Annotated in this window: 23 protein-coding genes; 11 read left to right on the forward strand and 12 right to left on the reverse strand. The window is 50.1% G+C overall.

What is annotated here, in order from left to right:
* Positions 1 to 3: 3 nt before the first annotated feature.
* Positions 4 to 657: a tRNA-uridine aminocarboxypropyltransferase gene (locus EPV75_RS00280; protein WP_128384071.1), complete on the reverse strand. Its 654-nt coding sequence runs from the start codon at positions 655 to 657 to the stop codon at positions 4 to 6.
* On the opposite strand from EPV75_RS00280, the gene EPV75_RS00285 reads away from it, so the two are divergent.
* Positions 657 to 1100, forward strand: coding sequence for a GNAT family N-acetyltransferase (locus EPV75_RS00285; protein ID WP_164730705.1), 444 nt, complete (start codon positions 657 to 659; stop codon positions 1098 to 1100). The two genes, EPV75_RS00280 and EPV75_RS00285, sit on opposite strands and share 1 nt — an antisense overlap.
* A 56-nt stretch (positions 1101 to 1156) precedes the next feature.
* On the opposite strand, the gene EPV75_RS00290 is transcribed toward EPV75_RS00285, so the two are convergent.
* The 3 genes from EPV75_RS00290 to EPV75_RS00300 form a co-directional block, all read right to left on the reverse strand.
* Positions 1157 to 3991: a sensor domain-containing protein gene (locus EPV75_RS00290; protein ID WP_128384072.1), complete on the reverse strand. Its 2835-nt coding sequence runs from the start codon at positions 3989 to 3991 to the stop codon at positions 1157 to 1159.
* A 69-nt stretch (positions 3992 to 4060) separates the two neighbouring features.
* Positions 4061 to 6259 carry a methyl-accepting chemotaxis protein gene (locus EPV75_RS00295; protein ID WP_192894004.1) on the reverse strand — a complete coding sequence of 733 codons (2199 nt, stop codon included), beginning with the start codon at positions 6257 to 6259 and terminating at the stop codon, positions 4061 to 4063.
* Between the two features lie 39 nt (positions 6260 to 6298).
* Positions 6299 to 6484 (reverse strand): hypothetical protein, encoded by a 186-nt coding sequence (locus tag EPV75_RS00300; RefSeq protein WP_128384074.1) that lies wholly within the window; start codon positions 6482 to 6484, stop codon positions 6299 to 6301.
* 170 nt (positions 6485 to 6654) lie between these two features.
* Here EPV75_RS00300 and EPV75_RS00305 point away from each other — a divergent pair, with 170 nt between their 5' ends.
* The 5 genes from EPV75_RS00305 to EPV75_RS00325 all read left to right on the forward strand — a co-directional run bounded on the left by EPV75_RS00305 (position 6655) and on the right by EPV75_RS00325 (position 12641).
* Complete coding sequence (locus EPV75_RS00305; RefSeq protein ID WP_225972344.1) at positions 6655 to 8007, forward strand: SLC13 family permease; 1353 nt, start codon at positions 6655 to 6657, stop codon at positions 8005 to 8007.
* A gap of 218 nt (positions 8008 to 8225) precedes the next feature.
* Positions 8226 to 9470 (forward strand): hypothetical protein, encoded by a 1245-nt coding sequence (locus tag EPV75_RS00310; RefSeq protein WP_128384075.1) that lies wholly within the window; start codon positions 8226 to 8228, stop codon positions 9468 to 9470.
* A gap of 270 nt (positions 9471 to 9740) precedes the next feature.
* Positions 9741 to 10529 (forward strand): ABC transporter ATP-binding protein, encoded by a 789-nt coding sequence (locus tag EPV75_RS00315; protein ID WP_029939270.1) that lies wholly within the window; start codon positions 9741 to 9743, stop codon positions 10527 to 10529.
* A 28-nt stretch (positions 10530 to 10557) separates the two neighbouring features.
* Entirely contained in the window at positions 10558 to 11814 is a 1257-nt protein-coding gene (locus EPV75_RS00320; protein ID WP_029939271.1) for an ABC transporter substrate-binding protein, read from the forward strand.
* Positions 11811 to 12641: an ABC transporter permease gene (locus EPV75_RS00325; protein WP_128384076.1), complete on the forward strand. Its 831-nt coding sequence runs from the start codon at positions 11811 to 11813 to the stop codon at positions 12639 to 12641. Before EPV75_RS00320 ends, EPV75_RS00325 begins: the two co-directional genes overlap by 4 nt.
* A gap of 40 nt (positions 12642 to 12681) precedes the next feature.
* Here EPV75_RS00325 and EPV75_RS00330 read toward each other — a convergent pair whose 3' ends face one another.
* The gene (locus EPV75_RS00330; protein ID WP_128384077.1) at positions 12682 to 12915 is read right to left on the reverse strand and encodes a Rho-binding antiterminator; all 234 of its coding nucleotides are present in this window, start codon (positions 12913 to 12915) and stop codon (positions 12682 to 12684) included.
* 66 nt (positions 12916 to 12981) lie between these two features.
* Here EPV75_RS00330 and EPV75_RS00335 point away from each other — a divergent pair, with 66 nt between their 5' ends.
* From EPV75_RS00335 to EPV75_RS00345, 3 genes are all read left to right on the forward strand, one after another.
* Positions 12982 to 14670, forward strand: coding sequence for a sigma-54 interaction domain-containing protein (locus EPV75_RS00335; RefSeq protein ID WP_128384078.1), 1689 nt, complete (start codon positions 12982 to 12984; stop codon positions 14668 to 14670).
* A gap of 79 nt (positions 14671 to 14749) precedes the next feature.
* A complete protein-coding gene (locus tag EPV75_RS00340; RefSeq protein WP_128384079.1) occupies positions 14750 to 15403 on the forward strand; it encodes a histidine phosphatase family protein in 654 nt (217 codons plus the stop codon).
* 94 nt (positions 15404 to 15497) lie between these two features.
* Positions 15498 to 16442 (forward strand): AEC family transporter, encoded by a 945-nt coding sequence (locus EPV75_RS00345; protein ID WP_128384080.1) that lies wholly within the window; start codon positions 15498 to 15500, stop codon positions 16440 to 16442.
* Between the two features lie 74 nt (positions 16443 to 16516).
* On the opposite strand, the gene rsgA is transcribed toward EPV75_RS00345, so the two are convergent.
* From rsgA to EPV75_RS00375, 6 genes are all read right to left on the reverse strand, one after another.
* Positions 16517 to 17548 (reverse strand): ribosome small subunit-dependent GTPase A, encoded by a 1032-nt coding sequence (rsgA, locus tag EPV75_RS00350; protein ID WP_225972345.1) that lies wholly within the window; start codon positions 17546 to 17548, stop codon positions 16517 to 16519.
* Positions 17549 to 17883: 335 nt separating this feature from the next.
* Positions 17884 to 18297, reverse strand: coding sequence for a hypothetical protein (locus EPV75_RS00355; RefSeq protein WP_128384081.1), 414 nt, complete (start codon positions 18295 to 18297; stop codon positions 17884 to 17886).
* Positions 18298 to 18339: 42 nt separating this feature from the next.
* Positions 18340 to 18804, reverse strand: a complete 465-nt coding sequence (locus tag EPV75_RS00360; RefSeq protein WP_128384082.1) for a hypothetical protein — start codon at positions 18802 to 18804, stop codon at positions 18340 to 18342.
* Positions 18805 to 19050: 246 nt separating this feature from the next.
* On the reverse strand, positions 19051 to 20418 hold the full coding sequence (locus EPV75_RS00365) for an FAD-dependent oxidoreductase (protein WP_128384083.1): 1368 nt from the start codon (positions 20416 to 20418) through the stop codon (positions 19051 to 19053).
* 9 nt (positions 20419 to 20427) lie between these two features.
* A complete protein-coding gene (locus EPV75_RS00370; protein WP_128384084.1) occupies positions 20428 to 21510 on the reverse strand; it encodes an acyl-CoA dehydrogenase family protein in 1083 nt (360 codons plus the stop codon).
* Between the two features lie 59 nt (positions 21511 to 21569).
* Positions 21570 to 22109 carry an OsmC family protein gene (locus tag EPV75_RS00375; RefSeq protein ID WP_128384085.1) on the reverse strand — a complete coding sequence of 180 codons (540 nt, stop codon included), beginning with the start codon at positions 22107 to 22109 and terminating at the stop codon, positions 21570 to 21572.
* Between the two features lie 508 nt (positions 22110 to 22617).
* On the opposite strand from EPV75_RS00375, the gene cynS reads away from it, so the two are divergent.
* Together cynS and EPV75_RS00385 are read left to right on the forward strand one after the other, a co-directional pair.
* A complete protein-coding gene (cynS, locus tag EPV75_RS00380; protein ID WP_068646751.1) occupies positions 22618 to 23061 on the forward strand; it encodes a cyanase in 444 nt (147 codons plus the stop codon).
* A gap of 154 nt (positions 23062 to 23215) precedes the next feature.
* A complete protein-coding gene (locus tag EPV75_RS00385; RefSeq protein ID WP_128384086.1) occupies positions 23216 to 23860 on the forward strand; it encodes a 2OG-Fe(II) oxygenase in 645 nt (214 codons plus the stop codon).
* Between the two features lie 84 nt (positions 23861 to 23944).
* Here the strand turns inward: EPV75_RS00385 and EPV75_RS00390 are convergent, their stop codons facing one another.
* Complete coding sequence (locus tag EPV75_RS00390) at positions 23945 to 24694, reverse strand: DUF4395 domain-containing protein (protein ID WP_128384087.1); 750 nt, start codon at positions 24692 to 24694, stop codon at positions 23945 to 23947.
* Positions 24695 to 24822 lie beyond the last annotated feature (128 nt).

Raw genomic sequence — 24822 nt, forward strand, 5'->3', positions numbered from 1 at the left:
CTTTCACCGCTTTTCGCCAGGCCTGGTGGAATCGTCGCTTCCGTTCACAAACGCCTGGCGCTGGGCCACAAAATCGTCCAACGCCAGCGATAAGCCGTCGAACTGAGACGGTTCCCCTTCCAGCTCACACAACACCGCATGAATCGCTTCCAGCGTCGATAAACTCTGGGCATTCGGTGCTTTACGAATGGCATAGGCAGACCGCCATTCGCCGCTCAACTGCAAACTCGGTAAGGCCTGCAACGCCGGATTGGTCTGCAACAATTTATAGGCTTTGCGCCAGGTACCATCCAGCAGCAATACCTGCATTTCGGATACGGGTGTGTCCAGTGTATCGGCGCTGTACACGACCTTTTTCGACACGCTATCAACGCCCTTATCCTCCGGATCGGGAAACAGCAACAGCGTCGGCTTAGCCTGCAACCAGGCCTGTAATTCCGGCAACGCATCAACCGATTCCCCCACCCAAATCGGACAGTCCTGCAAACACAAATGCGCCAGACGCGCCGTGCCTTTCGCCTGATGCTGCTCGGACGGATGCTGTAAAATACCCAGACCCAAGCGGTGTGCGACCGGTCGCACCGAAGCACAAATGCAACTGCGCGACGGTAAGCCGCAACGCGCGCAATAGGTTCTTTTTGCGGATGGTATGGTCAATGTCTTCTCTACTGTGTGTTAAAGCCGATGCGTCGCATCAAGCGCGTCTGAAACATTTTCACAAGCAAAACCGGCTCAGCCAGCCCTTACAGACTGATACTGTCTGGCTGGCCGAACTGGACGGCCGAATCATCGGCGTCGCGCGCCTGGTGCCGATCGATCAACCCGAAACAACGGAATTTGACCAGGCCTGGTGGTTACGCGGCTTATTCATCCGCCCCGAACACCGCCAACAAGGCTTTGGCCATCATTTGATTCACGCCCTGCAAACCGGCACCGACGGTGCACTTTACGCCTTCGCGTTGCCGCATCTCGACGCATTTTACCATCGGCTGGACTTCCAGCCCATCACAGCCGATGAACTGCCGGAATCGCTGCAAACCCGGCTGACCAACTACCAACAAAGCAAATCCGCTTTGCAGGCTTATCGATATCACCGCTGAATTAGGATGGGAAACCACCAGGCCTGGTGGTTTGTGTGAATGGCTTGATTGCCGAATTAAAGCGTCGGGTGGGTTTGCAATAAGGCTTCAAACTCGGAAGCCGGCATAGGGCGGCTCAATAAAAACCCTTGAAAACGGTCGGCGCCGGAAGCCCGTAAAAAATCCAACTGTTCTTCCCGTTCCACGCCTTCGGCCACCGCGATGAGGTTGAAGCTTTTTGCCAGCGCCAACATCGCTTCGACAATCGCCATGTCGTCTTTGTCTTCCGGAATGTCACGAATAAACGACAGGTCGATTTTCAGGGTATTTAACGGCATCTGTTTGAGATACGACAATGAGGAATATTCAATCCCGAAATCATCAATCGCAAAGGCCACACCACTGCTGTGAATTTCATTCAACACCTGCAGGGTTTGCTCCGGTGAATTCATCACAAACCGTTCGATGATTTCCAGCTCCAGCCATTTGGGTTTGCAGTCGGTTTCCTGCAGCACCCGCTGTACGGTGGCACTGAGGTCGTGCTTGGTGATCTGGCGCCCGGAGACATTCACGGCCACCCGGCCGGATTTCAGGCCCATGCGGTGCCATTTGGCGTTCTGGATACAGGCTTCCCGTAGCACCCATTCGCCGAGTTCGATAATCAAATCGCTTTTTTCGGCTTCGGCAATGAACTGACCGGGCAACAGCATGCCGCGCGTCGGATGTTGCCAGCGAATCAAGGCTTCAGAACCGACAATGCGTTTGCTTTCACACTCGTATTTGGGCTGATAATACACCTCGAATTCATTTTCTTGCAAGGCGCGTCGCAATTCGGATTCGAGTTGAATGTGCTGAAACGCGATCTGCGTGAGTTCGTCGGTGTAAAAAGCGTAGGTGTTGCGGTCATTATCCTTGGCACGATACATGGCGGCGTCGGCATTGCGCAATAAGATATCGGAGGTTTCGCCATTATCGGGGTAAATGCTGATGCCGATACTGGCACCAATATACAACTTATGACTTTCCACCAAAAACGGCTTCTCTAAGGCTTTTAGCACCTTTTGCGCCACCACTTGGGCATCTTCCGGATGTTTGAGGTCACGCATCAAAAAGGCGAACTCGTCGCCACCGAGACGGGCGATGGTATCGGACTTGCGACCGGTGGTTTGCAACTGTTTACCGACTTGCTCCAATACCTGGTCTCCGATTTGGTGGCCCAGGGAATCGTTAATTTGCTTGAAATGATCCAGATCGATGAACAAAATCGCCAGTTTTTCCCGATGGCGCTCACTGTGAGCAACGGCTTGATCCAGCAGGCTGGTAAACAGGTGACGGTTCGCCAGACCGGTCAAATCGTCGTGGTGCGCGAGATAATACAGTTTTTCTTCGGCTTTTTTGCGCGCGGTGATGTCCCGGCTGACCCCGACCAAACCGTACACATTGCCGTCTTCGCCGTAAAACGGTGTTTTTAAGGTATCCACCAATACTTCTTTGCCATCCGGGTAGGTCAACCATTCCTCGTTTTGGCGAGCCTTCCCACTGTCGAACATGGCGTAATCCTGCTGGCGGAAAAAATCGGCCACCTCCCAGTCGAACAAATCGTAATCGGTTTTGCCGATGATTTCCGCTTCGGTTTTATCGGTAAATCGCTCAAAGGCCGGATTACATCCCTGATAAACCCCCATCGCATCCTTGATGAAAATTAAATCGGTGGTGGCATTGATGACCGAACGCAACAGGGTTTTCTGTTTTTCCAATGCCTGCTGCGCCATATATTGGTTGGTGACGTCCTGCAAGGTGCCGACAATACGGGTCGGCGAATGCTCGACATCATAACGGGTAATACCACGCTGTTCGATATAACGGATTTCCCCGGACGACCGCACGATGCGATAGATGGAAACCTGTTCTTCATCGGATGCCAAACTCCGTTCGAATTCAGTTTCAACCGATTCGCGGTCTTCCTCATGCACCAGTGCAATGAAGTCTTCGTAGACGACGTCCATACCCGGCGACAACCCGAGAATGGCATAACACCCATCCGACAGAATGATTTTTTCCGACGTGATTTCATATTCCCAAGAACCAATCTGTGCGATGGTTTCCGCCTCTTTCAGCAGCGCCTGTTTTTCCACCAATTGCTGTTTGGCCATGTGATAAGCGGTGATGTCCTGCACGGTGCCGCTCGACATCAACGCCCGGCCGTCGGTATCAAAGTCGGATACCCCTTCTTCCAGTACATGCTTGACACGGCCGTCCGGCATCAATAATCGATGCTCCACCTGGTAGGGCTTTCGGGTTTCCAGTGAATGATAATAGGCGTTGTTAAGCTTGTCACGATCGGCCGGATGCGTCCGTTCCAACAGCAATTCATAGGAGGGCTTGGTCTGCGTCGGATCCAACTCGAAAATTCGGAAAACTTCCTGGGACCAGTACAATTCCTGAGTACCGAGATTCAATTCCCAACTGCCAACCTTTGCCATGTTTTCGGCTCGCTGGAAACGCTGTGTTTGCAATTCCAATTGCTGCAGAGTCCGTTTATAGTCGGTGATGTCGGTGGCCAAACCGTGGACGGCCACAACTTCATGCCGATCGTTCCGGACACCAAACTCCTGAACCTGCAACCAACGCGTACCACCCTGACTGTGGTGAATCTCCACCGTATAGACCGGCACTTTACGCCCGCTTAAAGCCGTGGCGACATTGCTGTCCACCAAGCTGTTTTTAGGATGATCGGTCAGGAATTGACTGTAATGAACGAGAAACTGCTCGGGCGAATAACCGAGCACTTTGGTGATGGAAGGGCTGACATAGAAGAAAACCCCTTTGGCGTCGCGAGCGTAGAAGAAACTCTTGTCACCCAGGCATTCTTCATACTGTTCAAGCGTCACACTGTCGCGATATTGACTCATCTAATGGAACCTTTAGGAACCTGCCGGCACCCAAACAGACGATGCGGGCGCCAATAACGTTTGGGAGCGTTAGAAATCCTCCCATTCATCGCCGCCACCCAGATTCTGGGTTACCGGCTTCTCTTGTTTTATGTCTTTTTTCTTTTCATTATGCGAAACTTTGTGGGAAACGTCCAGCTTTGGCTGCGATTTGACGACCGTCGGTTGGGTGTCCGAATGATGAATTCTCAAATCCGCTTCGGCCTGCTGCATAAAGTGCCCGGCGATGGTGAACTGACGCATACGATTCACCAACTCTTTGGAACGCCCGGAAATCATTTCCGCACTGTTGGCCGACAACTCCACCAGCCGAGCATTTTCCTGCGTATTCCGATCCAACGAGACGATGGTCTGGTTTAACTGCTCAATCCCTTGCGATTGTTGTAAGGAAGACGTGGCGATTTCACTGACCCGTTCCGTCACCTGACGAATGGACAAGTTAATTTCATCCAAAGACGCACCGGACTGTTCGGCCAGCTGTGTGCCGTTTTCCACTTGCGAAACCGACTGTTCAATCAAGGTTTTGATTTCCCGCGCGGCATCCGCCGACTTACCGGCCAGATTACGGACTTCACCGGCCACCACCGCAAACCCACGGCCATGGTCTCCGGCGCGAGCGGCTTCCACCGCCGCGTTCAAAGCCAGCAGGTTTGTCTGGAATGCAATGGAGTCAATCAGGCCGATAATCTGTTCGATTTGATCACTGGACGCTTTAATGCCCTGCATGGCTTGAATGGTCTGTTGCATGATGTGTGCCCCTTCGGCCATTTTATCGCTGGCTTGAACGGTCAAATCATTGGCTTGCTGCGCGTTTTGGGCGTTGTTACGCACGGCAGCCGTCATCTCTTTCATGGTCGCGGCGGTTTCTTCAATAGACGCCGCCTGTTCCTGCAAGCGTGACGATACGTTGGTGTTACGTTCTGTGGTGGCTTGTATGTCTTCGGCAATTTCCCGAACGGAAACGTTCACTTGCGCCATTATCAACGACAAATTATCCAACGATTGATTAATGGCGGCCTGCATGGCGCCCAGGTCCGCTTCGTAATCGCCTTCCACCCGTGGTGTTAAATCACCTTTGGAAAGGTGAACGATCACATCGGAGATTTTTTTATTGGCGACATGAATGGCATTGGACATGGTGTTGATTTGCTCACCCAAGTCACGGATAAAACCGTCCAGTGCCGAAACATCAATTTGCGCGCCGATGTGGCCTTTGGCAGCTTTTTCCACCATGGTTTTCAGGTTTTGTTCCACGGCTTCCTGCATCTTCTCCAGCTTGACGGTTTCGGTGATGTCTTTCCACTCGGTCACAAAGCCGACCCGTTCCCCGTCCGGCCCCCAAATCGGGTTGACGATGATGTCGAGGTGTAATTCGCCCAATGTCAGTTTCGCCACATAGGTATCGGTCAATTCGGCCAACAACTGACGTTGATGGGATGGCTTCACGTGGAACACATCGATGTTCTGCCCCACCAGGTTTTCAGTGGAAAACTGCGGCAACATCTTTTGAATGTCCTTTTCCACCTTTTTCAAGGTATTGACAATCGATTTGTTCATGTAGGTGATCACCAGGTCTTTATCGGCGAGCATGATGTTGGCGGTGCTTTGGTCCACCACCGTTTTGACCGAGTTCATTTTGGCCACTTCGTTCTGGATGCGTTGCAACATACCGTTGATGTATTGGCCCAAACGCCGGGTTTCGCGTGCCCCTTCCACGCAAATGTCGGCGTGGATATCCAAATCGCCTTCGGCATCACACACTCGGGTCAATTGTTGGTTGATATGTGAAACCGGCTTAACCAGTGCGCGACGCACCAGCCATTCAAACGCCAGCCAAGTCAACAATAAGGAAATTCCGAAAATCACCGCCAACTGTATCAGTTCATTACGGTCCGCTTCCGCGTGCAGTGCAGCAATGCGTTGCGTGGCATCCGCTTTGAGAAATTTTGACCAGGCCTGCAACGCCTCCATTGCCGGACGGTCGTCCACCACGATTTGCTGGTCGATGGCTTCCACACTCAACCCCAGCGATTTCAGCTCGCGTACCTTATCGGCCATCTTCTGATACTGCGCCACCACCGCTTCGATGGCTTTCAAACCGTTGGTTTCCGGCGGTTGCAAATCCGGAAAACGTCGATATGCCTCGATATCGGATCGGATTTGCTTTAAGTTGGTTTGCAACTGTTGGGAATAGCTGCTGGAACGGTAATCACGTTCACCGCGAATCACTAAATTCTTGAAATTATGAATGAACTGACCGTAACCCATTTACGCTTGAATGTCTTCAAACAGGGTCACTTCATGATTGATTTGCTGCTTCAGGTCTTCCAAAGCCAGATTCGACTGGGTTTTGAAATGGGAAAAGGCCGCGAAACCGCCCCCGTAAACCAAAACCAACACAATAAAAAACAAACCGATGTTTTGAACGGTCGTACGACCTTGGGAAGCATTCATCTTAGAATTCGCTCACTGAAACATTTAACAAAAAGAAGGGCGACAACCATACAATAATTTGCGTAAGAAAGCAGGTCGCTTGCATCGGTTGCATATTTGTTCCATTATATCGCTATCGCCGTCGATTAGGCTGTTTACCGCCACTTTTTTCGACCGAAAAAGGAAAAAACTTGATTGAAAAATCCCAACAAATTAAAGGGTTAATCTGGGCCATTCTGTCAGGCCTGGTGGTTTTTGCGGTTTTAACCCCTTTTCTCCCCGGCATTCAAGCGACCTTGCTCGGCATCGTCGTGACCATGGTGTTTTTATGGAGCAATGAAGCCTTGCCATTGGGCTGGGTGGCGTTATTACCCATCGTCCTGTTTCCGCTGTTCGGCATCACCCACACCAATGAAGTGGCGCCCAACTATGCCCAATCGATTATTTTCCTGTTCATTGGCGGCTTTATGCTCGCCATCGCCATTGAAAAAACCGAATTGCATCATGTGATTTCCCAGAAAATGCTGGCCATATTTCCCGCCACACCGAAAGGGATGATTTACGCCCTATCCATCACTTCCGGCGGTTTGAGTGCTTTTTTATCCAACACCACCACGGCCTTGCTGTTAATGCCGTTGGCGCTGTTTTTGACCGAGCGACGCGAACTGCAAATGCGCTTCGCACTCGCCATCGCCTACGGCGCAAGTGTCGGCGGCATTCTCACTCCGATCGGCACCCCGCCGAATCTGATTCTGTTCGGGTTTTTCGACCAACATTTGATTCCGGGCATCAGTTTCGCCCACTGGGTGCTGATGGTGCTGCCGTTGGTGGCGGCGATGTTCGTTGTGGTGGGCTGGGTCCTGGCGCTGGGCACCGTCAACGAAACCCTGAAAACCGACTTCAAACCGCAACCCCTCAACTCCGGCCAGAAAAAAGTGCTTTATTTGGTCTCGGCTTTGGTAGCGATTTTGGTCATCAATGCCTTGGCGACGTCGTTACTCGGCTGGAGCGGGTTCAATGAAAAAGGGCTTTTACTCGGTTTCGGACTTTTGCTGTTTTTACCGCCCTTCGACATTCTCAATTGGCAGGACACCAAAAAAATCCCTTATGAAATCATCTTTCTGTTCGGCGCCGGGTTTGCCATTGCCGGGGCTTTCACCACCACCGGTCTGGCGGATCAACTCGCCTGGCTGTTACAACACATCGCGGTGTTTCCCACCTGGTTGGTCATCGCCATCATTGCCTTTCTGGTGACGTTCAGCACCGTCATCACCAGCAACACCGCTTTGATTGCAATGGTGCTCCCTATTTTACTGGCGGTGTGTGAACAAAGCGGACTCGACAGCCGTTTGTTGATGATGGTCGCCACCGTCTGCGCCAGTTACGCCTTTATGTTACCCATTTCCACGCCCCCAAATGCCATTGCCATGAGCAGCGGCGCCGTGTCGGTGAAAACCATGGCCACTTATGGTTTGGCGTTTAACTTGCTCGGTATCACTTTCGTGACACTCACCGCCAATCTCTTTTGGCAACATTTGTTGTAAGCCATGTCTTGAAAACGCCCAGGCCTGGCGGTTTTCCTCCTTTCCGTTTTACCTTGATTTTGTTAACAATTCCGAACAATTTGTCGGTGATTGAACTGTATTGTCAACCGCATTAAACAAAATTTTGGGTGCATATAAATATAATCTATTGATTTTATTCACTTTGTTTGTGCTGGCACATCCGATGCAATACGGAAGGCTCAGACAAGGAGATCATTATGAAAAAAACGGTTCTATCACGCTCTATCCAGAGCATCCTAGCGAGCTCGGCCATCGCGGTATCCAGCATGGCGGTTTCGCAAACAGCACAAGCAGACCAATTCACCGACGCCCTAACCGGTGGTAAAGTGAATGTCGATGTCCGCGTTCGTTACGAAGGCGTTGAACAAACAGGCAAAAAAGACGCGACCGCCATTACCGAAAGAACCCGTATCGGTTACACAACGGGTGACCTATACGGCTTCAACGGTATGGTCGAAATGTCCGGTACCGAATCATTGGGTAGCCGTAAAGATTACTTCGTAGGCGCGGGACCAGGAGCCGGTGGAGACAGTAACAGAGCCGTTATTTTAGATCCTACCATCACCGTATTGAACCAGGCTTGGGTCGGTTACAAATACAAAGAGACAGCCGCGAAAGTCGGTCAACAACGTATTATTTTCGACAACCGTTTCTTGGGGAACGTGGGTTGGCGTCAAACGGAACAGGTTTACACCGCCGCCAGCTTGAAAACCAAAGCCATTCCATACACCGAAATCGACTATGCGTACCTCATGAACGTTCGCAACCCGGTCGGTGTTAACCAAACCATGACGTCCAATGCGATCCAAGCCAAATTCACCGGCATCCCGTTCGGCACCATCACCGGTTACGGTTACCTTTTGGATTACGATCTGCAAAACTTGACCGACAGTGAAACCTACGGTGCCCGCTTCGCCGGTAAAGCGAAAATGACAGATACCTTAAAACTGTTCTACCACGCTGAATACGCGACTCAGGGCAAATACGCCAACACCAAAGGTGACGTGGGCGGTGATTACACCCGTTTCGAATTGGGTGTCGGCGTCGGTCCCGCTAAGATTTTAGCCGGTCAGGAAAAACTGGGCGGTGACGGCAAGAGTTCCTTCCAAACACCATTGGGTACGGTTCACTCGTTCAACGGTTGGGCGGATATGTTCATCGGACCGGCCGGTGGTACACCAATCAACGGTTTGGTGGATAACTACCTGAGCGTTTCCGGTAAAGCATTGGGCTTGAAACTGGCTGCGATTTACCATGACTTCAGCGCCGACACAGGTGGAGACGACTACGGTTCGGAATACGATTTGTTGGTGGCCAAGAAATTCGCCAAAATCTACACGGTAGGTGTGAAATACGCCAACTATACAGCGAAAGATTCTTCTGCGAACAACAACCTGGTCGACACCACAAAACTGTGGGTCTGGGGTGAAGTTAAGTTTTAACAGAAAACCATTTTGACTGATAAAAATCACTTGGCCCGCTGACGCGGGCCTTTCTTTTTCTGAAAGCCGTTTGAAGCGGACATTTCAGCCATACGCACCAAAAAACAACAAAGTGCTACAAATTGTTAACAATTGTTAACAAACCAATTCATTTTCAGCCGAAGTTTGTCATAAAATTTAATTAAGCTATTGATTTAATTAAACTTATATTTGTTGGCACCACCTAAGCTATACCATTAATAAATTTAATTGATAAAAGAAGATTCGATTATGACAGCAAAAGGCTCCAATGTATGGATTTCAGAATTATCCCATACATTTAAAAAACAAACCAAACCCACTCTGAAGAACATCAACCTGACCATTCCGAAAGGCCAGCTGACGGCGTTGATCGGACGAAGCGGCTGTGGTAAATCCACCCTGTTGCAAATGATTGCCGGTCTGTTGATTCCATCCGACGGTGCGGTGCGTATCAACGCCCACACCGTTACCAAACCCAGCGCAAAATGGAACATGATGTTCCAGAAACCGTCGCTGTACCCTTGGATGACGGTTCGTGAAAACGCCGCTTTGGGTCTGGTGTTCTCCGGCACCTATAACGACAAAAAAGACCGCGTGGAAGAATTGTTGGACATGGTCGGCCTGGCCGAGCACAAAGACAAAAACGTACAGCAATTGTCCGGCGGGCAACAGCAACGTGTCGCACTGGCACGCTCTCTGGCGACGGAGCCGGAAATCCTGCTGTTGGACGAACCTTTTTCCGCATTGGATGCCTTTACCCGCTCCCAATTGCAAAACGAGGTTTCCGAAATCTGCCACAACCAGGGCATCACCATGATTCTGGTCACGCACGATATCGAAGAGGCCGTGGCCATGGCCGACAACGTTGTCATCATGAGCCAAAACCCTGGGGAAATCGTCGGTGAAATGGAAGTCAAGCTCGACTACCCGCGCGACCGCTCATTGGAAGAGTTCAATACCCTGAAAGAAAACCTATTTAACGAATTCGAAAAAATTGACTTGGCCAAGCAGCGAAGTGTCGCCGAATCGAATGCTTAATATTCCATCGCTTTAAAGGAGAACCAACATGTGTCAATACTGCAATTGCGATAACGAATTATCCAAACACGACTATACATTTAATCCGACCAAAGGCCGTCGTGAGTTCATTCTCGACAGCATGGCCGCCACCGGTGGCTTGGCCGCCGCCATGAGTTTACCATCCACACAGGCGTTCGCCAACATGACGCCTCCGGAAGACGAAGTCGTCCGTATCGGTTATTTGCCGATCACCGACGCCAGTGCACTTTTGGTCGCACACGGCATGGGCTTCTTTGAAGAAGAAGGCCTGAAAGTGGAAAAACCGACCTTGATTCGCGGTTGGTCGCCATTGATCGAAGGCTTCGCGGCGCACAAATTCAACCTGGTGCATTTCCTGAAACCGATTCCAATCTGGATGCGTTACAACAACAACTTCCCGGTCAAAATCACCGGTTGGGCACACACCAACGGTTCCGGCCTGGTTGTCGGGAAACACACAGGTGTTGAGTCGTTTGCGGAATTGGGCGGCATGCAAGTGGCCGTGCCTTATTGGTACTCCATGCACAACATCGTATTGCAGATGGCACTGAAAAATGCTGGTTTGGAGCCGGTTATCCAGGATCAGACCGATCCGTTGAAACCAAACCAAGTCAACCTGCAAATCATGCCACCACCGGATATGCCACCGGCTTTGGCGGCGAAGAAAATCGACGCTTACATCGTGGCGGAACCGTTCAACGCGGCGGGTGAAGTCCTGGCTGGCGCGAAAATGTTGCGCTTCACCGGCGACATCTGGGAAAACCATCCTTGCTGCGTTGTCTGTATGCACGATGACGACGTCAACAAGCGTCCGGAATGGTCACAAAAAGTCATGAACGCGGTGGTCCGAGGCGGTCTATACGCTCAGGAAAACAAAGAAGAAGTCGCGAAAATGCTGTCACGTGAAGGTAAGCGTTACCTGCCGATGAAAGCCAAGGTAGTGGAAAAAGCGATGACGGATTATTCGCCTGCGGATTATCAAGATCCAAAAGCGATCAAACACCCGGATTGGGACATCGGTCGTATCGACTTCAACCCTTATCCATATCCATCCGCGACCAAATTCTTGATGGAACAATTGAAAGAAACTTTGGTGACCGGGGACAAAACCTTCCTGGACAACCTGGATATCGACTATGCGCTGAAAGACCTAGTCAATTACGACTACGTCACCAACGCCATGAACAAATACGACGTTTGGGACAAGGTACCGGGTGTCAACCCAGCTGACCCAACGAACCGTAAAGAGGTATTTGAACTATGAGTAACACGGCTGCAACAACAAAGTTGTCGTTCGGCCAAGCATTGGCGGGCTTTAAAAGCCTGCCGGGCTGGATGCAAAGCATCATCAACGCAAGTGTGGGGATGGGAATTCTTCTCTTGGTCTGGTGGGTCGGCGGTCTGTTAATCGCGTCCAATCCGGACACGCAAGCCTTTGCGGATTTCGCACCTGGGCCGACTTTCTCAGCGCTGTGGTATCTGGTTGAAACCGGCACCATCTGGGAAACCATTTATTCCAGCTTGTACCGCATTGTATACGGTCTTTTTTGGGGGATTGTGATTGGGGTGCCGACCGGGATTTTGGTGGGTTACTTTTTAATGGTGCGTCAAATCGCCAATATGCCGTTCCAATTTCTGCGAATGATCAGCCCGCTGGCCTGGATGCCGATTGCTGTACTGGCTTTCGAAACCTGGGATGCGGCCATCATCTTCCTGCTGGCCATGGCAACCATCTGGCCCATCGTATTCGGTACCGCACACGGCGTGCAACGTATCGACCCTAACTGGTTCCAAGTGGCGAGAAACCTGGGCGCCGACGGCTACCAGATGCTGCGCCGCGTGATCATGCCAGCCATCGCACAAGATGTTTTCGCCGGGATTCGTCTCGCCATCGGTGTCGCCTGGGTGGTTCTGGTTCCCGCGGAATACCTTGGGGTGACCTCCGGACTGGGTTATGCCATCAATGATGCGCGTGACACCCTTGACTATGCAGCCTTGGCAGCCATCGTTGTGGTCATCGGGATTATCGGTTACCTACTGGATTTCATTGCCGTGACCTTAATCAAACGTTATTCATGGCATGTTGAGTAATGCAGTGACTTTTTGCAGGGGCGTTCCATTCCCTGCCTTTTTATTTCGTGTCCTTGAGTATCTCAATGGACACCAAACCTTCCAACGGCCATACCGGGTTCTCCCGGTCGCCGTTTTTTGCTTTAAAGAACTCCTCACCGTTGCGGCTGAACAAGTCTGTAATCACCCCTTCGAAAATCGTTTCGGAATGCGGTGGTTCAAACCTCAGTCGCACCTTCTGCTTCCGCATGGCGGCCACTTCCAATTGGTCGTACAGATGGCAGGAAATCGGCATGAGGGTTCTCCATTTTTTGTAACAAAATGCTAATATGAAAGCTCTTGAGCTTTAAGGGTAGGTTCTGTGAAACACGTTGAACATTTAGATATTGCCAACCAGTCGGAATATATTGTCATAAAGGAAGCGGCTGAGCAAATCGAAAAGGCCTACGAGCCTGAAAAAGCGATTCACACCATCCTGAGCCTGATTTCGCGTCAAATGGGGCTGAACCGCGGCCGTGTCCTGTTGCAGGAAAGCAGCTCCGGCTACCTGCACACCGCTTATGCCTATGGCTTGACCAAAGAAGAAATCGCCCAAGGGCGTTTCGCCATCAGCGAAGGGATTTCCGGGAAAGTCATGCACTCCGGCAGCCCCATTATCGTCGCCGACATCGACCGTGAAGACGACTACCTGTTCCGGACCGTCGACCGCTCCACACTTCCGCAGGAAACCGTGGCTTTCATCGCTACGCCGATTGTCCGAAACGGCACCACCGTCGGCGTTTTAGCGGTTAACCGTTTGAGCAAACGCCCCCGTTCGCTGGACCGCGATTTGGGCATTCTCAAACTGATGTCGCTGTTCATCAGTGAAATTCTGGCAGTGAATGCCATGATTGAACAGCAAACCCAATTGCTGAAAGAAGAGAACGAGCAGTTGCGCGCCATGGCGCTTGGCCAAGGCAGCCAATACGGCATCATCGGCGAAAGTGCGGCCTTGCGCGCCGCCTTGAATAAAGTCAGCCGCGCCACCAACACCGCCGTCACCGTCATGCTGAAAGGCGAATCCGGGACGGGGAAAGAGCGCTTTTCACGAATGCTGCATCTGGCGTCGCACCGTCAAGACGGCCCGTTTATTGCCATCAACTGTGCCGCCATTCCGCCGGATCTGCTGGAATCCGAATTGTTCGGGCATGAAAAAGGCGCTTTTACCGGCGCCACCCAAACCAAGCAAGGCAAAATCGAACTCGCCAACAACGGCACCCTATTCCTCGATGAAATCGGGGACTTGGATTTTGGCCTGCAAGCCAAACTGTTACGCGTGCTGGAAGAACGCTGCGTGACCCGCGTCGGCGCCACCAAGCCGATTCATGTCGACACCCGCATCATAGTCGCTTCCCACAAAGATTTGCACGAAGCCGTCAACCAAGGGCGCTTCCGCCTGGATTTGTTCTACCGTTTGAACGTCTTCCCGATCGAACTGCCGGCGCTGCGTGAACGCGAGGGCGATATTCGCCTGTTGGCGCGTCATTTCCTCAACCAGGCCAATCAGGAATACCACACCAGCGCCATTTACGACCAAGGCGCCATGGCGTTTTTGGAAGGCTATGAATGGCCGGGTAACATCCGACAATTGGAAAACGTGGTGAAACGTGCTGTGCTGATGGCCGACAAAGGCCGTCTGATTTCCGCCCGGTTAATTGAAAAAATCATTCAGGAAGAAAGCGCGATTATCCACGGCGGTCATGTCAAACCGCTGGAAAACGAACTTCAACCGGTCAGCCCGAACCTTGAAGCGTTCTCGCAAGAACCGCAAGTGGTGAACGGCCAAGCGACCGCTAACGGGTTCGCGCCCCATGCCAACAACGGCCTGGCGTTTCCGAACGGCCAAACCGCCATGGACGACAAGCGCGCTTACTGGCGGGTGTCGGAAGACGAGTCCGAACAACTCAAACAGGCTCTGGAAATGGCGCGCGGCAACAAAACCCGCGCCGCCCTGCTGCTGAACATGACACCGCGTCAATTCAGTTATCGCTTGAAAAAACTCGGGTTATAAAAGCGACAGAAATCCCCGCACGGAGGATAAAATACGGTTACGATTAACCGTATTGACACCCTCGCGTTAAGGAGCCGCCATGGCCAAGTTCTTCATTCAGTTCGCTACTATCTGTTTGCTTTTATCCGGCATCGGCCATGTGGCCGCTTCAGAACCCGCCCTATGCACCGCCTCGGAAACCCCGGCTCAAAATCTGACGCTCATAATTGCACGGCATGGGGAAAAACCACGCCCCATCGCCAATGACCGCGGCGTCCTCAACTGTCGCGGTGAAAACCGGGCACTGCGCCTTCCGCAAGTCATGCAAAACCGATTCAAAACCATCGATGCGGTCTTTACCCCTTCGCCGCACTTCACCACCAAATACGGTGCCGACGGAAAAGGCGCTTTCTCCTTGAGACCCTTTCAAACCGCTTTACCGACCGCGACCTTCTTTAACACCGGCGTCAACCTGTGTGTGGCCGTGGACAAACCCAAAGCCATCGCCCAGCTCGCCACCTCATCGCAGTACGAAGGCAAAACCGCGCTCATCGTCTGGCAACACACCCGAATTAAAGACATTGCCAAACACGTCAACGACGCCTACGGCGCCAGCTACGATTTCGGCAAATGGCACGGCAGCGACTTTGACACCCTGTATGTTTTTACCGTCAAAAACGGCCAACTGACGTTTGAAAAATCCGCGGAAGGGCTTAACAAGATTCTCTCCGATCAATGCCCGAATATCCAATAACCGCCAGGCCTGGCGGTTTTGGCCACTCAGCCTGTCTTTAGACCGGCAGGCTGGCTATACTAACGCTTTTACATCACTGACATAACCCGTTTTCATGCTTGGAACCCTTTCAATTCTGTTACCCATTTTCGGCCTGATCGCCGCCGGATTCATCAGCCGCAAAACCGGCGTGATGGGTCAAACCGCCGCCAGCGAGCTGAACCGTTTCGTGGTGTGGCTGGCGCTGCCGGCTTTGCTGTTCGACATCATGGCCAACAGCAACTGGTCGGCACTCTATTTGCCCGATTTCATTCTGGTGTATCTCATCGGTTCGGTTGGCCTGTTTGTGTTGGTGCTCATCTGGCGCCTCAAACAAGGCGTGCCGCTGGCCGATGCCAGCATCGACAGTGTTTCCGCCGCTTATTCCAATACCGGTTATGTCGGTTTTCCACTGCTGTTTCTGGTGTTCGGCGCATCCAGTCAGGTACCGACCACCATTGCCAGCATTATCGTGGTCAGTATCGTCTTTGCGATGGCGATTATCCTGATTGAAACCGGCCTGCAAGCGGAAGCCAGTTTGCGCCTTAAAATCAAAAACGTACTCAAAGCCGTGTTTCTCAACCCGCTGATTGTCTCGCCCATCGCCGGGATGTTGTTTGCCCTGAGCTCCTGGCAACTGCCGCAAGGCGTGGAAACCTTTTTAACCCTGTTGGGCGGTGCCGCCAGCCCGGCCGCTCTGATCAGCTTGGGGCTTTTTCTGGCGGATGCGGTGGCGTCTTCCAATGACAACACCACCGCGGCACGCAAAACCGCCTGGCAACTGACCGCCATCAAACTGATTGCCCAACCATTACTGGTGGCATGGTTAGCCTTAAGTGTGTTTGAAATGGATTATGAACTGGCGATGATGGCCATCCTGTTAGCCGCCTTGCCGACCGGCACCGGGCCGTTCATGTTGGCCGAATACTATCGACGCGAAGCGGTCACCACCGCCCAAACGGTACTCTTTTCCACCGTGCTGTCGCTTGTAACCCTGACACTATTACTGAGCTTTATGTAATTCGCTTGGTACACAGAAAGTAAAAAACCACCAGGCCTGGTGGTTTTTGAGATGAACCGTAAAACGGCTTTAAGTTATCGTTGCTTGAGGTGTTTGGCGGATTTGACCATTTTGCTGAAGCGCTTATCTTGCGCGCGTTTTTCCGCCAAAGTCACGGCGTTAAACGCTTGCTCCTTCATCAGCTTGTGATAGTTCACCAAACGGCGTTCCGCCAACTGACCGGATTCAATCGCCGCCCGAACCGCACATCCGGGTTCCGATTGATGCTGACAATCGGAAAACTTACACTGCTCCGCCAAAGTGGCGATGTCCGCAAAGGTTTCCTCCACGCCCTGTTCGCAATCCGCCAATTGCAATTCACGCATCCCCGGCGTATCCAGCAACAACACGCCGGATGCCGTCAAATGCAACGAACGCGCCGTGGTGGTATGGCGCCCTCGGCTGTCGTCTTCGCGAATCCGATTGGTTTCCTGAACGTCACCGCCCAACAGCGTGTTCACCAACGTCGATTTGCCCACGCCGGACGACCCCAAGAAAGCCAGCGTATGGCCGGGCGACAACCAGAGTTCCAACGCCTGTAAAGTCGCCGAATCATGGGCATTGACCGCAAACACCGGCAGCATCTTATCCAGCGCCTGAACCGCTTCCACAAACGATTCGGGCTCATCGCACAAATCGGCTTTGGTGAGCACAACAATCGGCTCCACACCAGCTTCATGCGCCAACGCCAAATAGCGCTCAATGCGGTTCAAATTAAAATCGTTGTTCAAAGAACTGACAATCAAAACCGAGTCCACATTGGCGGAAATCAATTGGCGATCAACCCGTGTGCCCGCCGCCTTTCGCGAAAACAACGACGCTCGATCCAACAAGCGAACAAAGCGATGCTCGGCATCGATTAAAACCCAGTCGCCCACCGCCAGATTAGGAATGGATTGTGTCATCGCCATGGACAACGGACCTTCCGTGGTCAATAGCTGAATAATCGAACGTTCGACGCCGAAGACGCGCGCCGGAATCAAGGTTTCCAACTCATCAAGTGACAGTTGGTGTTGAAAAAAGGGTTTCCACCCTAATTGATGAAGAGAATAATGTGATGTCATCATAAGCCCCATAACGCTTAAGCGTTGTAAGAAATCAAATTCTGGGGCTGAAAAGGCCCCGGTACACTGACCGGGTAGCGAAGAATAAATCTACGAAAAAACTACCCGGAGGCTTTTAACAACAATCATCAATATCCTCCGTTTGAAATAGAAATATAAGTTGGTTTTTATTATAGCAAATTAAAGAGTAGCGCCCAATTTTTCCAGACTGGCAATGGTAAAACTCTATTTGTTAAACACTAAAGTTCCTGATTATTTCAAATAACTTCTAAAGGATTTTAAACTTATAGTAAGCTACTGTTTTTATAATATTTTTTAGTCTAAAACCTTTTATTAAATCATTTTTCAAAATATGGTTCATACAATAAATGTAAGTGTGACTCTAAAGCGTAAGCTAGAGGTTTACTAAAATTATTAAAAACAACATTTATACGGTAAGTGTTGTTTTTTATCCATAATTTTGCATCATTCTGACACATACCAGAATTAAGTAATGATTTCGCTAAATTAGAATTCGCGGAATTTTCATTGTAATGCTGGCTTGAAAACCTGGCTGAACTATTAGGGCCGGCAACTCCAATTTTCAATGCTAAGTCGTTTTCATTAAGCCAAAAAGAGTAAATATGCCATTTTCCAGGCCTAAACTTTTGGATATGATCCATGTCCGTAAAACATTCTATTAACTCAACATCATAGCCTTTAGTTTCCTTGATGAATTTGGCCCATTGCTTAATTGACTCTTCCATTTTCATTTTTATCCCTCATAAAATTGATGATAACTTATATGAGTGACATTACTCAAAATATCGCTTGACCTTATATGCAGCCATATTCCAAGACCCAAACTGAACTAATGCCCTAGCAACTATCCGATTTACAGTGTCTTCACCGTATTGCTCACGATAATACATAACATCCTTTATTCCCTCAATTTCTTGATTTAAACAATGTGCCATCATCCTTGTATCTGAAATTCCTCTCTTAGTCCATTTGTCACGGCAATATGGAAATGCCGTTTCTGAATAAAAGCTTTGATTTGCATATTGATGCAAATATTTGAGTTCTTTATAACCATCCATTTGCCCTTCCATGCAATGTTTGTACATCCTGCTATTAAGTTCACCCCGCTTGTTCCACTTTTGGTAACAAATTTGTTGAGAGTCTTTCTCGTAAGATTCTTTAGACTTCAAATCTATTGAGCCAGCAGATGTTGGCATTGAAATGATATAAAGTAATACAGCAATGAAATATTTTTTCATTCATGCAACTCCTTTTAACGAGGTTATTTCAGTTAAAAGACTACTTTAAAAACAGTTTATTGACCATATTAAATACGTAATTTTATAAATATTAAATTTATTTTTTGAATTAACGGCTTTCACCAGGCCTAGTCGTTTTAGAGATTCCCATTCATTTTTATCAAAGCATAAAAAAAGGCCACCGAAGTGACCTTTTATGACGTTTAACGCTTTTGGGCGTTGTTTTGGGTACAGATTAATGCTGAATTACGCGCTGAACAGCTCTTGGTAAAGAGCGTTGGCGCTGGTGACCAGGTCGCCGCTGAGGGCGAAACCGGAGACATCTTCGCCTTCTTTGTAAAGCAGGCGTTGGTTGTCCCCGACCATCATGGTTTGCTCCCACTGCCCGTGCGTGGCGTGCAATGGCGGGCTGATCATAATGGGCAAGCTTGGTGTTTTGGTTTTGATCAAGCTTGGCAGCACTTGGAACTGGTCGGTGTCTTCGCCTTTCAGGTGCGCGGCAATAGCCTTGGCCTGGCGACGAATCGGTTCCAGATACGCTTGCAACACGCCACCGGCTTCGGCACAGTCGCCAATCGCGAAGATATCCGGGTCGGAGGTTTGGCAAGCGCCGTTAATGCAAATACCGCGATTGGTTTCCAGCTTGGCTTTTTTAGCCAATTCCAAATTCGGTGCCAGGCCGATGGCGGCGACCACGACACCTGTTTCGATGTATTCACCTTGGTCGGTGTTCAGCCTATACCCGTTTTCGGCTTGGTTCATGTCCACCAGTTCGGAATTTTTGTACAGCTTGACGCCTTTGCTTTGCAGCTTTTCTTCCAACGACTGGGAAATGGCTTGCGGCAGAATCTGGCTCATCAAATGCGCACCGCGCACCACCATATTGACTTCGATGTCTTGTGAACTGAGGTCTTCGGCCAGCTCGGTGGCAATCAAACCGCCGCCGATAAGGGTGACGGATTTTTTGCCTTCCAGGGCTTTATGGAAACGTCGGTAATCCGGCAGGTCGTTGATGGTCATGATGTCCTGAGCGGCATTGCCGTCCACGGTTGGCGACAAGGCTTTGGCACCGGTCGCAAGAATCAGTTTGTCGTATTGAAAGCTGCCGGAGGTGGTCATGACCTTTTTACGCTTGGTGTTGATGGACATGACTTTGGTACGGGTTTTAACACCCATATTCAGTTCGGCGGCTTTGGCTTCGGCGGTCATTTCTTTTAAGTCGTCCGGCGTACGCCCTTGGCTTAAGGCCATGGACAGGGACGGTTTCGGATAGACGGTTCCGTCACAGGCGGTGAGCAAGCTGATTTCGGCGTCCGGCATGGCTTGACGAACGTTTTCAGCGGCTTGCCAACCGGCGTAACCGGCGCCGATAATCAAGACGTCGGCATGGGTGCTGGCTTTGCGCTTAGGCGCACCATCCGGTGAAGATTTCGCCTTCGCTTCGTCCAGTGGAATGAAATCCGATTTACTCACCAGGCACAAAGGGCAGTACCAGTCATCCGGGATGTCTTCGAAACGCGTGCCCGGCGCCAATCCGGAATCCGGATCGCCCAGCTCTTCGTCGTAAATCAAACCGCATGTCTTACAAATATACTTTTTAAAATCTTCACTCATCTTGGTCTCCTATGCCGCTTCGATGCGGTCAATTTCCTTACGAAGATGCTTGATGGATGGCGTGACGATAATCACGAAATACGCTTCACGCAGTTTACGTTGCGGTGCGGCATCCACCAGATAGCCTTTGGCTCCGGCGTGCTGCATGACCGAATCGGCCGCGCGTTTACAGATTTCCGCGCCCAGCAAACGGGCTTCCAATACCGACTTGATGTATTCTTGGCCCGGTGTGAAAGGGTCTTCGCACAGCGCTTCGATCAAATCGATGGCATCTTCCAAATCTTCGGTTATTTCTTCCGGCGAATCGTCCAGATATTCGTTGATCTCGGACAAAGTCAGATTCGCTTTTTCCATTTCGTTGACGGCGCCTTTAATGACTCCGGCGGCCATTCCGGTTTGCAATAAGATGAATCCGGCTTTGATTCTTTCCAAATAGGGTTTCAACGGGTCGGCCAACAGGTATTTCTTAGGCAAGAAGGCGTTGTCGAACAACAGGGAATAGGTTCCCGTGCCTTCCATCCCGACGAATTCGGCCATTTGTTTCATGGTCAAGCCTTCCAAATCACATGGAATCAGGGCCATGACATCTTTTTCATAGTTTTTGTCGTGGTCGTGCACACTGAAAATCGAGCCGAAGAAGTGCTTGTCGGAGCCTTCCAACAGGTTGGATACCCAAGGCAAGGTGCCGTTGATGATGTAACCGTCTTCGGTTTCTTCCGCGGACAATTTCAGGTCTTCAATGCCGGCAAAATACTTCATCGGGTTCGACAAAGCCGTGGCACCGAAATATTCGCCATCCACCATTTTCGGCAGGATGTCGGACTTCAACCATTCGTTTTCAGAGTTTTCGATGTACCAGGTACAAACGGACTGCGCCCACATCATAAAACCGGTCGACATACATTCTTCGGACACGGTCGCCATATCCTGAATAGTTCCGAACAGGTTCAAATCGCCATTGTTCAGGGATGGAATGTGGTGACGAAACGCGCCGGCTTGGCCAACTTTCGATAAAATTTCGGTCGTGTACTGTCCATGATCAATGGCCACTGTTAACGGCTTCAGATCTTTTTGAACAATTTGACTAATCATGGTCATTCTCCTTCAAAGTGGGAAAACCTGGCGGAAACCGCCAGGCCTGGACAGTGTGATTAACCGACTAACTTACCGGACAGATCCACCGCATTCATATAGGTGTTGGCTACTGGCGACCATTTGATGGCGTGCGCCACCAAAGCTTCCAAATCTTCTTTTGGTGTACCTGGTGATTCGATGGTGAACATGGCACGCACTTCGGTAACACCCAATTTTTTGTTTGGATCCACGTCACCGGTACCCCAAACAGCGGTGATGTTGATGTCACCTTCCAATTCGATTTCCAATTTGGTTAAACTAATACCACGGGCTGTCGCATTGGCTTGAACCCCAACAGACAAACATGACCCCAAAGACAACAAAGCCATTTCAGATGGGTTTGGGGCCGTGTCTTCACCCAACAAGACAGGTGGCTCGTCCACAACAACCGGGTCCAAGTCACGGATGTAGTTCAAGTTTTTGAACTGACCTTCCAATACGGTTTTGGACTTCAATGTTTTGATGGTATCCGGTGCGGCTTTCCCTGCTTCGGCCAATTTATTCAAACCATCGTTATCGATTGGACGGATACATGAAGGGATATAGACTTCGCTCATTTGAGACTCCTCGTAAATTTTTAAAGTGAATAATTTCGACTTCTTCGAAACTTACCCCTGACATAGCGTGAAGGATGCCACAATTTAACAAAACATTATTTTTCAAATATTTATATAATATTGTTTATAATTTAGATTAATAAATTAACGGAAAATGTCTACAAATTACTTACAAAGTTTTACATTTGGTAATATTTGTTAACAATTGTAGACAAAAAGAAAAGCCCGAAACGCCAAAAAATAGATAATATACAATTAAATCAACTACTTAATAAATTGGCACAAGCCTTGCATTATGGTCATTGCTTTTTAATTAACTTAGGGCACCTTGACTCACTCAGATGGATTCTGGCAACGCCAAATGCGTCATATCGAGGCGTGAACTTTGAACAATGTCTAGGCCTTGTAAAAGTTCACAACAATGAGATGGCGTATTTGGCTAAGCCCTTTAAGTCCCGCAGAATCTCACCTGAGTGAGTCAAGGTGCCCTTTATTGGAGACAAAGACTATGATGTCAAAAGTAGAAATGACCGAAGCAATTATCCTGGCGAAAGCGGAAAAATCCGTCGGGTGGAGTGATATTGCGGCGGCCGCAGGATTGAGTGAAGTCTATACCACATCCGCTTGTTTGGGGATGAACCACTTGGACGCCGAGCCGGCTTCGAAAGTGGCCGCTTTCTTGGGATTGGGCGCGGATATTGAAGCTGCTTTGCAAGCCTACCCGCACAAATCATGGGAAAAAGCTGTGCCAACCGATCCATTGATTTATCGTTTGTACGAAATTGTCGGTGTTTACGGTCCAACCATGAAAGAATTGATCCACGAAAAATTCGGCGACGGCATCATGAGTGCCATCGATTTCTCAATGGACATCGATAAAGAAGAAAACCCGGCCGGCGACCGCGTTGTCGTCACCATGAACGGTAAATTCCTTCCGTACAAAGCCTGGTAATCCAACCGGCTTTCCATTGCTTGGCGACGACATTCGTTCGGCGCCGGCAACCCGCTTTCCCTCCCACTTTCGTTATGTCACCTTAAGCCAATCTTTTCATTGCCAAAATTTCGTTTTCAGCGCATAATTCTTCGTCTTGCCTCTGGAGGCGCTCATGCCGCTGAAACTCACCCCCAATACCCTGAATGAACTGCTGGATGCTTTAGTCGAACAAGGCTGGTACGAATGGCCGAATGCCGTGACCGATTCCTTGTGCGAACAATTGCTGGCCGAAGTCGAAACCTACGATGCCCAAGGCGATTTGCAGAAAGCGGGCATCGGGCGTGGCGACATTCATCAAATCAACGAATCGATTCGGCGAGACCAAATCAAATGGCTCAATGGCGCCACCGATGCCCAACAACTGTATTTGGCGCAAATGGCGGAATTACGCTGCCAATTGAATCGTGCCTTGTTTTTAGGGCTGTTCGAATACGAATGTCATTTCGCGCTTTATAAACGCGGCGATTTCTATAAAAAACACTTCGACAGTTTTCGCGGCCGCGCCAATCGCATGGTGACCACGGTGTTGTACCTGAACCCGAACTGGCAACCGAACTGGGGTGGGGAATTGGTACTCTACGCCGAAGAAGGCGACGAAAAGCTGGCGGTGATTCTGCCGGAAATGGGCAAAATGGCGGTGTTTATGAGTGAATGGATTCCGCACGAAGTGTTGCCCGCGCAACATGAACGCGTCAGCATCGCCGGTTGGTTCCGTTGCAACACCAGTATCGGCGGCTACGTCGACCCGGCGAAATAATACCCGCTGCAAAATCGGCCTTCCGAAAACAAAAAACCGCCAGGCCTGGCGGTTTTTCATTCACTTCAAAACATGATTAAAACATTAAGAATTGCCTTGCGCGGCTTCCTGCGCTTGGCGTTCCGCATGTTTGCGGGCGATTTCGTCCCAGTCGATGTTGTTACAGGCTTCACATTCTTCTTTAAAGATGCCGACTTTCACCAACAGAGCGTGTACTTTACAACCCACACAGAACCCGAGAATCGCTTCCAGCCACATAAAGCCGAAACACACCCAAACCAGAATCAATGGGATCCAGTTGGACATATAGTTTTCCGTGGTCGGTAACAGCTTGCTGCTGAAAATCGCATTCACCCAGTTCGCGAACACATCCGGATTAAAGAAAATCAAACAGACGGTGATGAAAGACGCGCCAATCGTCCAGGCAAACCGTTTCGGCACCAGCGGTTTCCAGTTCGGTTTTTGCGTTTTCGCCAGAAAGGATGCGATGTAGATGGTCGGCGACAAACGCGAGGTGGTGACGAACATCCCGGCAATCATTTCAAACAAGCCATAGAACAATACCCAGGTTTGGATGGTGTAATCATACACCCGCTGAGTGGCCTGAACTTGATAGATGGTGTGCCAGTTCCAATCGGTTTCCAAGGTATCGATCATGGTGGTGTTTTCCATCACCGACCAGCTGGAACCGAACACCACGTCAATCAAGGTGTAGGTCATGTAAATCGGAATGATCAACAACATCCCGGCACGGATTTTCACGGCGTTATCGTTGATGAAAGTCGGTTTTTCCTTTGGGTCTCGAAACCAAAGGTTTTTGAAAACTGAGTGCATACAACCCCCTTCTTTGGACAGCTTGGGCTTTACCCCTGAACGCATCATGGGTATCAATTTATTAGAATATAATGAAGCAGTGATATAGTGTTACATCAATATAACAATTGAGACCGGAAGCGCCAGCA

The sequence above is a fragment of the Hydrogenovibrio thermophilus genome (genome assembly GCF_004028275.1).
GTDB classification, from domain to species: domain Bacteria; phylum Pseudomonadota; class Gammaproteobacteria; order Thiomicrospirales; family Thiomicrospiraceae; genus Hydrogenovibrio; species Hydrogenovibrio thermophilus.

Bases quoted from the DNA above. Each gene is read 5' to 3' on its own strand.
- EPV75_RS00285 (WP_164730705.1), top strand. From the start codon at position 657: ATGTCTTCTCTACTGTGTGTTAAAGCCGATGCGTCGCATCAAGCGCGT.
- EPV75_RS00370 (WP_128384084.1), bottom strand. From the start codon at position 21,510: ATGATTAGTCAAATTGTTCAAAAAGATCTGAAGCCGTTAACAGTGGCC.
- EPV75_RS00390 (WP_128384087.1), bottom strand. From the start codon at position 24,694: ATGCACTCAGTTTTCAAAAACCTTTGGTTTCGAGACCCAAAGGAAAAA.
- EPV75_RS00355 (WP_128384081.1), bottom strand. From the start codon at position 18,297: ATGAAAATGGAAGAGTCAATTAAGCAATGGGCCAAATTCATCAAGGAA.
- rsgA (WP_225972345.1), bottom strand. From the start codon at position 17,548: ATGATGACATCACATTATTCTCTTCATCAATTAGGGTGGAAACCCTTT.
- EPV75_RS00385 (WP_128384086.1), top strand. From the start codon at position 23,216: ATGCCGCTGAAACTCACCCCCAATACCCTGAATGAACTGCTGGATGCT.
- EPV75_RS00345 (WP_128384080.1), top strand. From the start codon at position 15,498: ATGCTTGGAACCCTTTCAATTCTGTTACCCATTTTCGGCCTGATCGCC.
- EPV75_RS00310 (WP_128384075.1), top strand. From the start codon at position 8,226: ATGAAAAAAACGGTTCTATCACGCTCTATCCAGAGCATCCTAGCGAGC.
- EPV75_RS00365 (WP_128384083.1), bottom strand. From the start codon at position 20,418: ATGAGTGAAGATTTTAAAAAGTATATTTGTAAGACATGCGGTTTGATT.
- EPV75_RS00320 (WP_029939271.1), top strand. From the start codon at position 10,558: ATGTGTCAATACTGCAATTGCGATAACGAATTATCCAAACACGACTAT.
- cynS (WP_068646751.1), top strand. From the start codon at position 22,618: ATGATGTCAAAAGTAGAAATGACCGAAGCAATTATCCTGGCGAAAGCG.
- EPV75_RS00315 (WP_029939270.1), top strand. From the start codon at position 9,741: ATGACAGCAAAAGGCTCCAATGTATGGATTTCAGAATTATCCCATACA.
- EPV75_RS00325 (WP_128384076.1), top strand. From the start codon at position 11,811: ATGAGTAACACGGCTGCAACAACAAAGTTGTCGTTCGGCCAAGCATTG.
- EPV75_RS00340 (WP_128384079.1), top strand. From the start codon at position 14,750: ATGGCCAAGTTCTTCATTCAGTTCGCTACTATCTGTTTGCTTTTATCC.
- EPV75_RS00300 (WP_128384074.1), bottom strand. From the start codon at position 6,484: ATGAATGCTTCCCAAGGTCGTACGACCGTTCAAAACATCGGTTTGTTT.
- EPV75_RS00290 (WP_128384072.1), bottom strand. From the start codon at position 3,991: ATGAGTCAATATCGCGACAGTGTGACGCTTGAACAGTATGAAGAATGC.
- EPV75_RS00330 (WP_128384077.1), bottom strand. From the start codon at position 12,915: ATGCCGATTTCCTGCCATCTGTACGACCAATTGGAAGTGGCCGCCATG.
- EPV75_RS00375 (WP_128384085.1), bottom strand. From the start codon at position 22,109: ATGAGCGAAGTCTATATCCCTTCATGTATCCGTCCAATCGATAACGAT.
- EPV75_RS00360 (WP_128384082.1), bottom strand. From the start codon at position 18,804: ATGAAAAAATATTTCATTGCTGTATTACTTTATATCATTTCAATGCCA.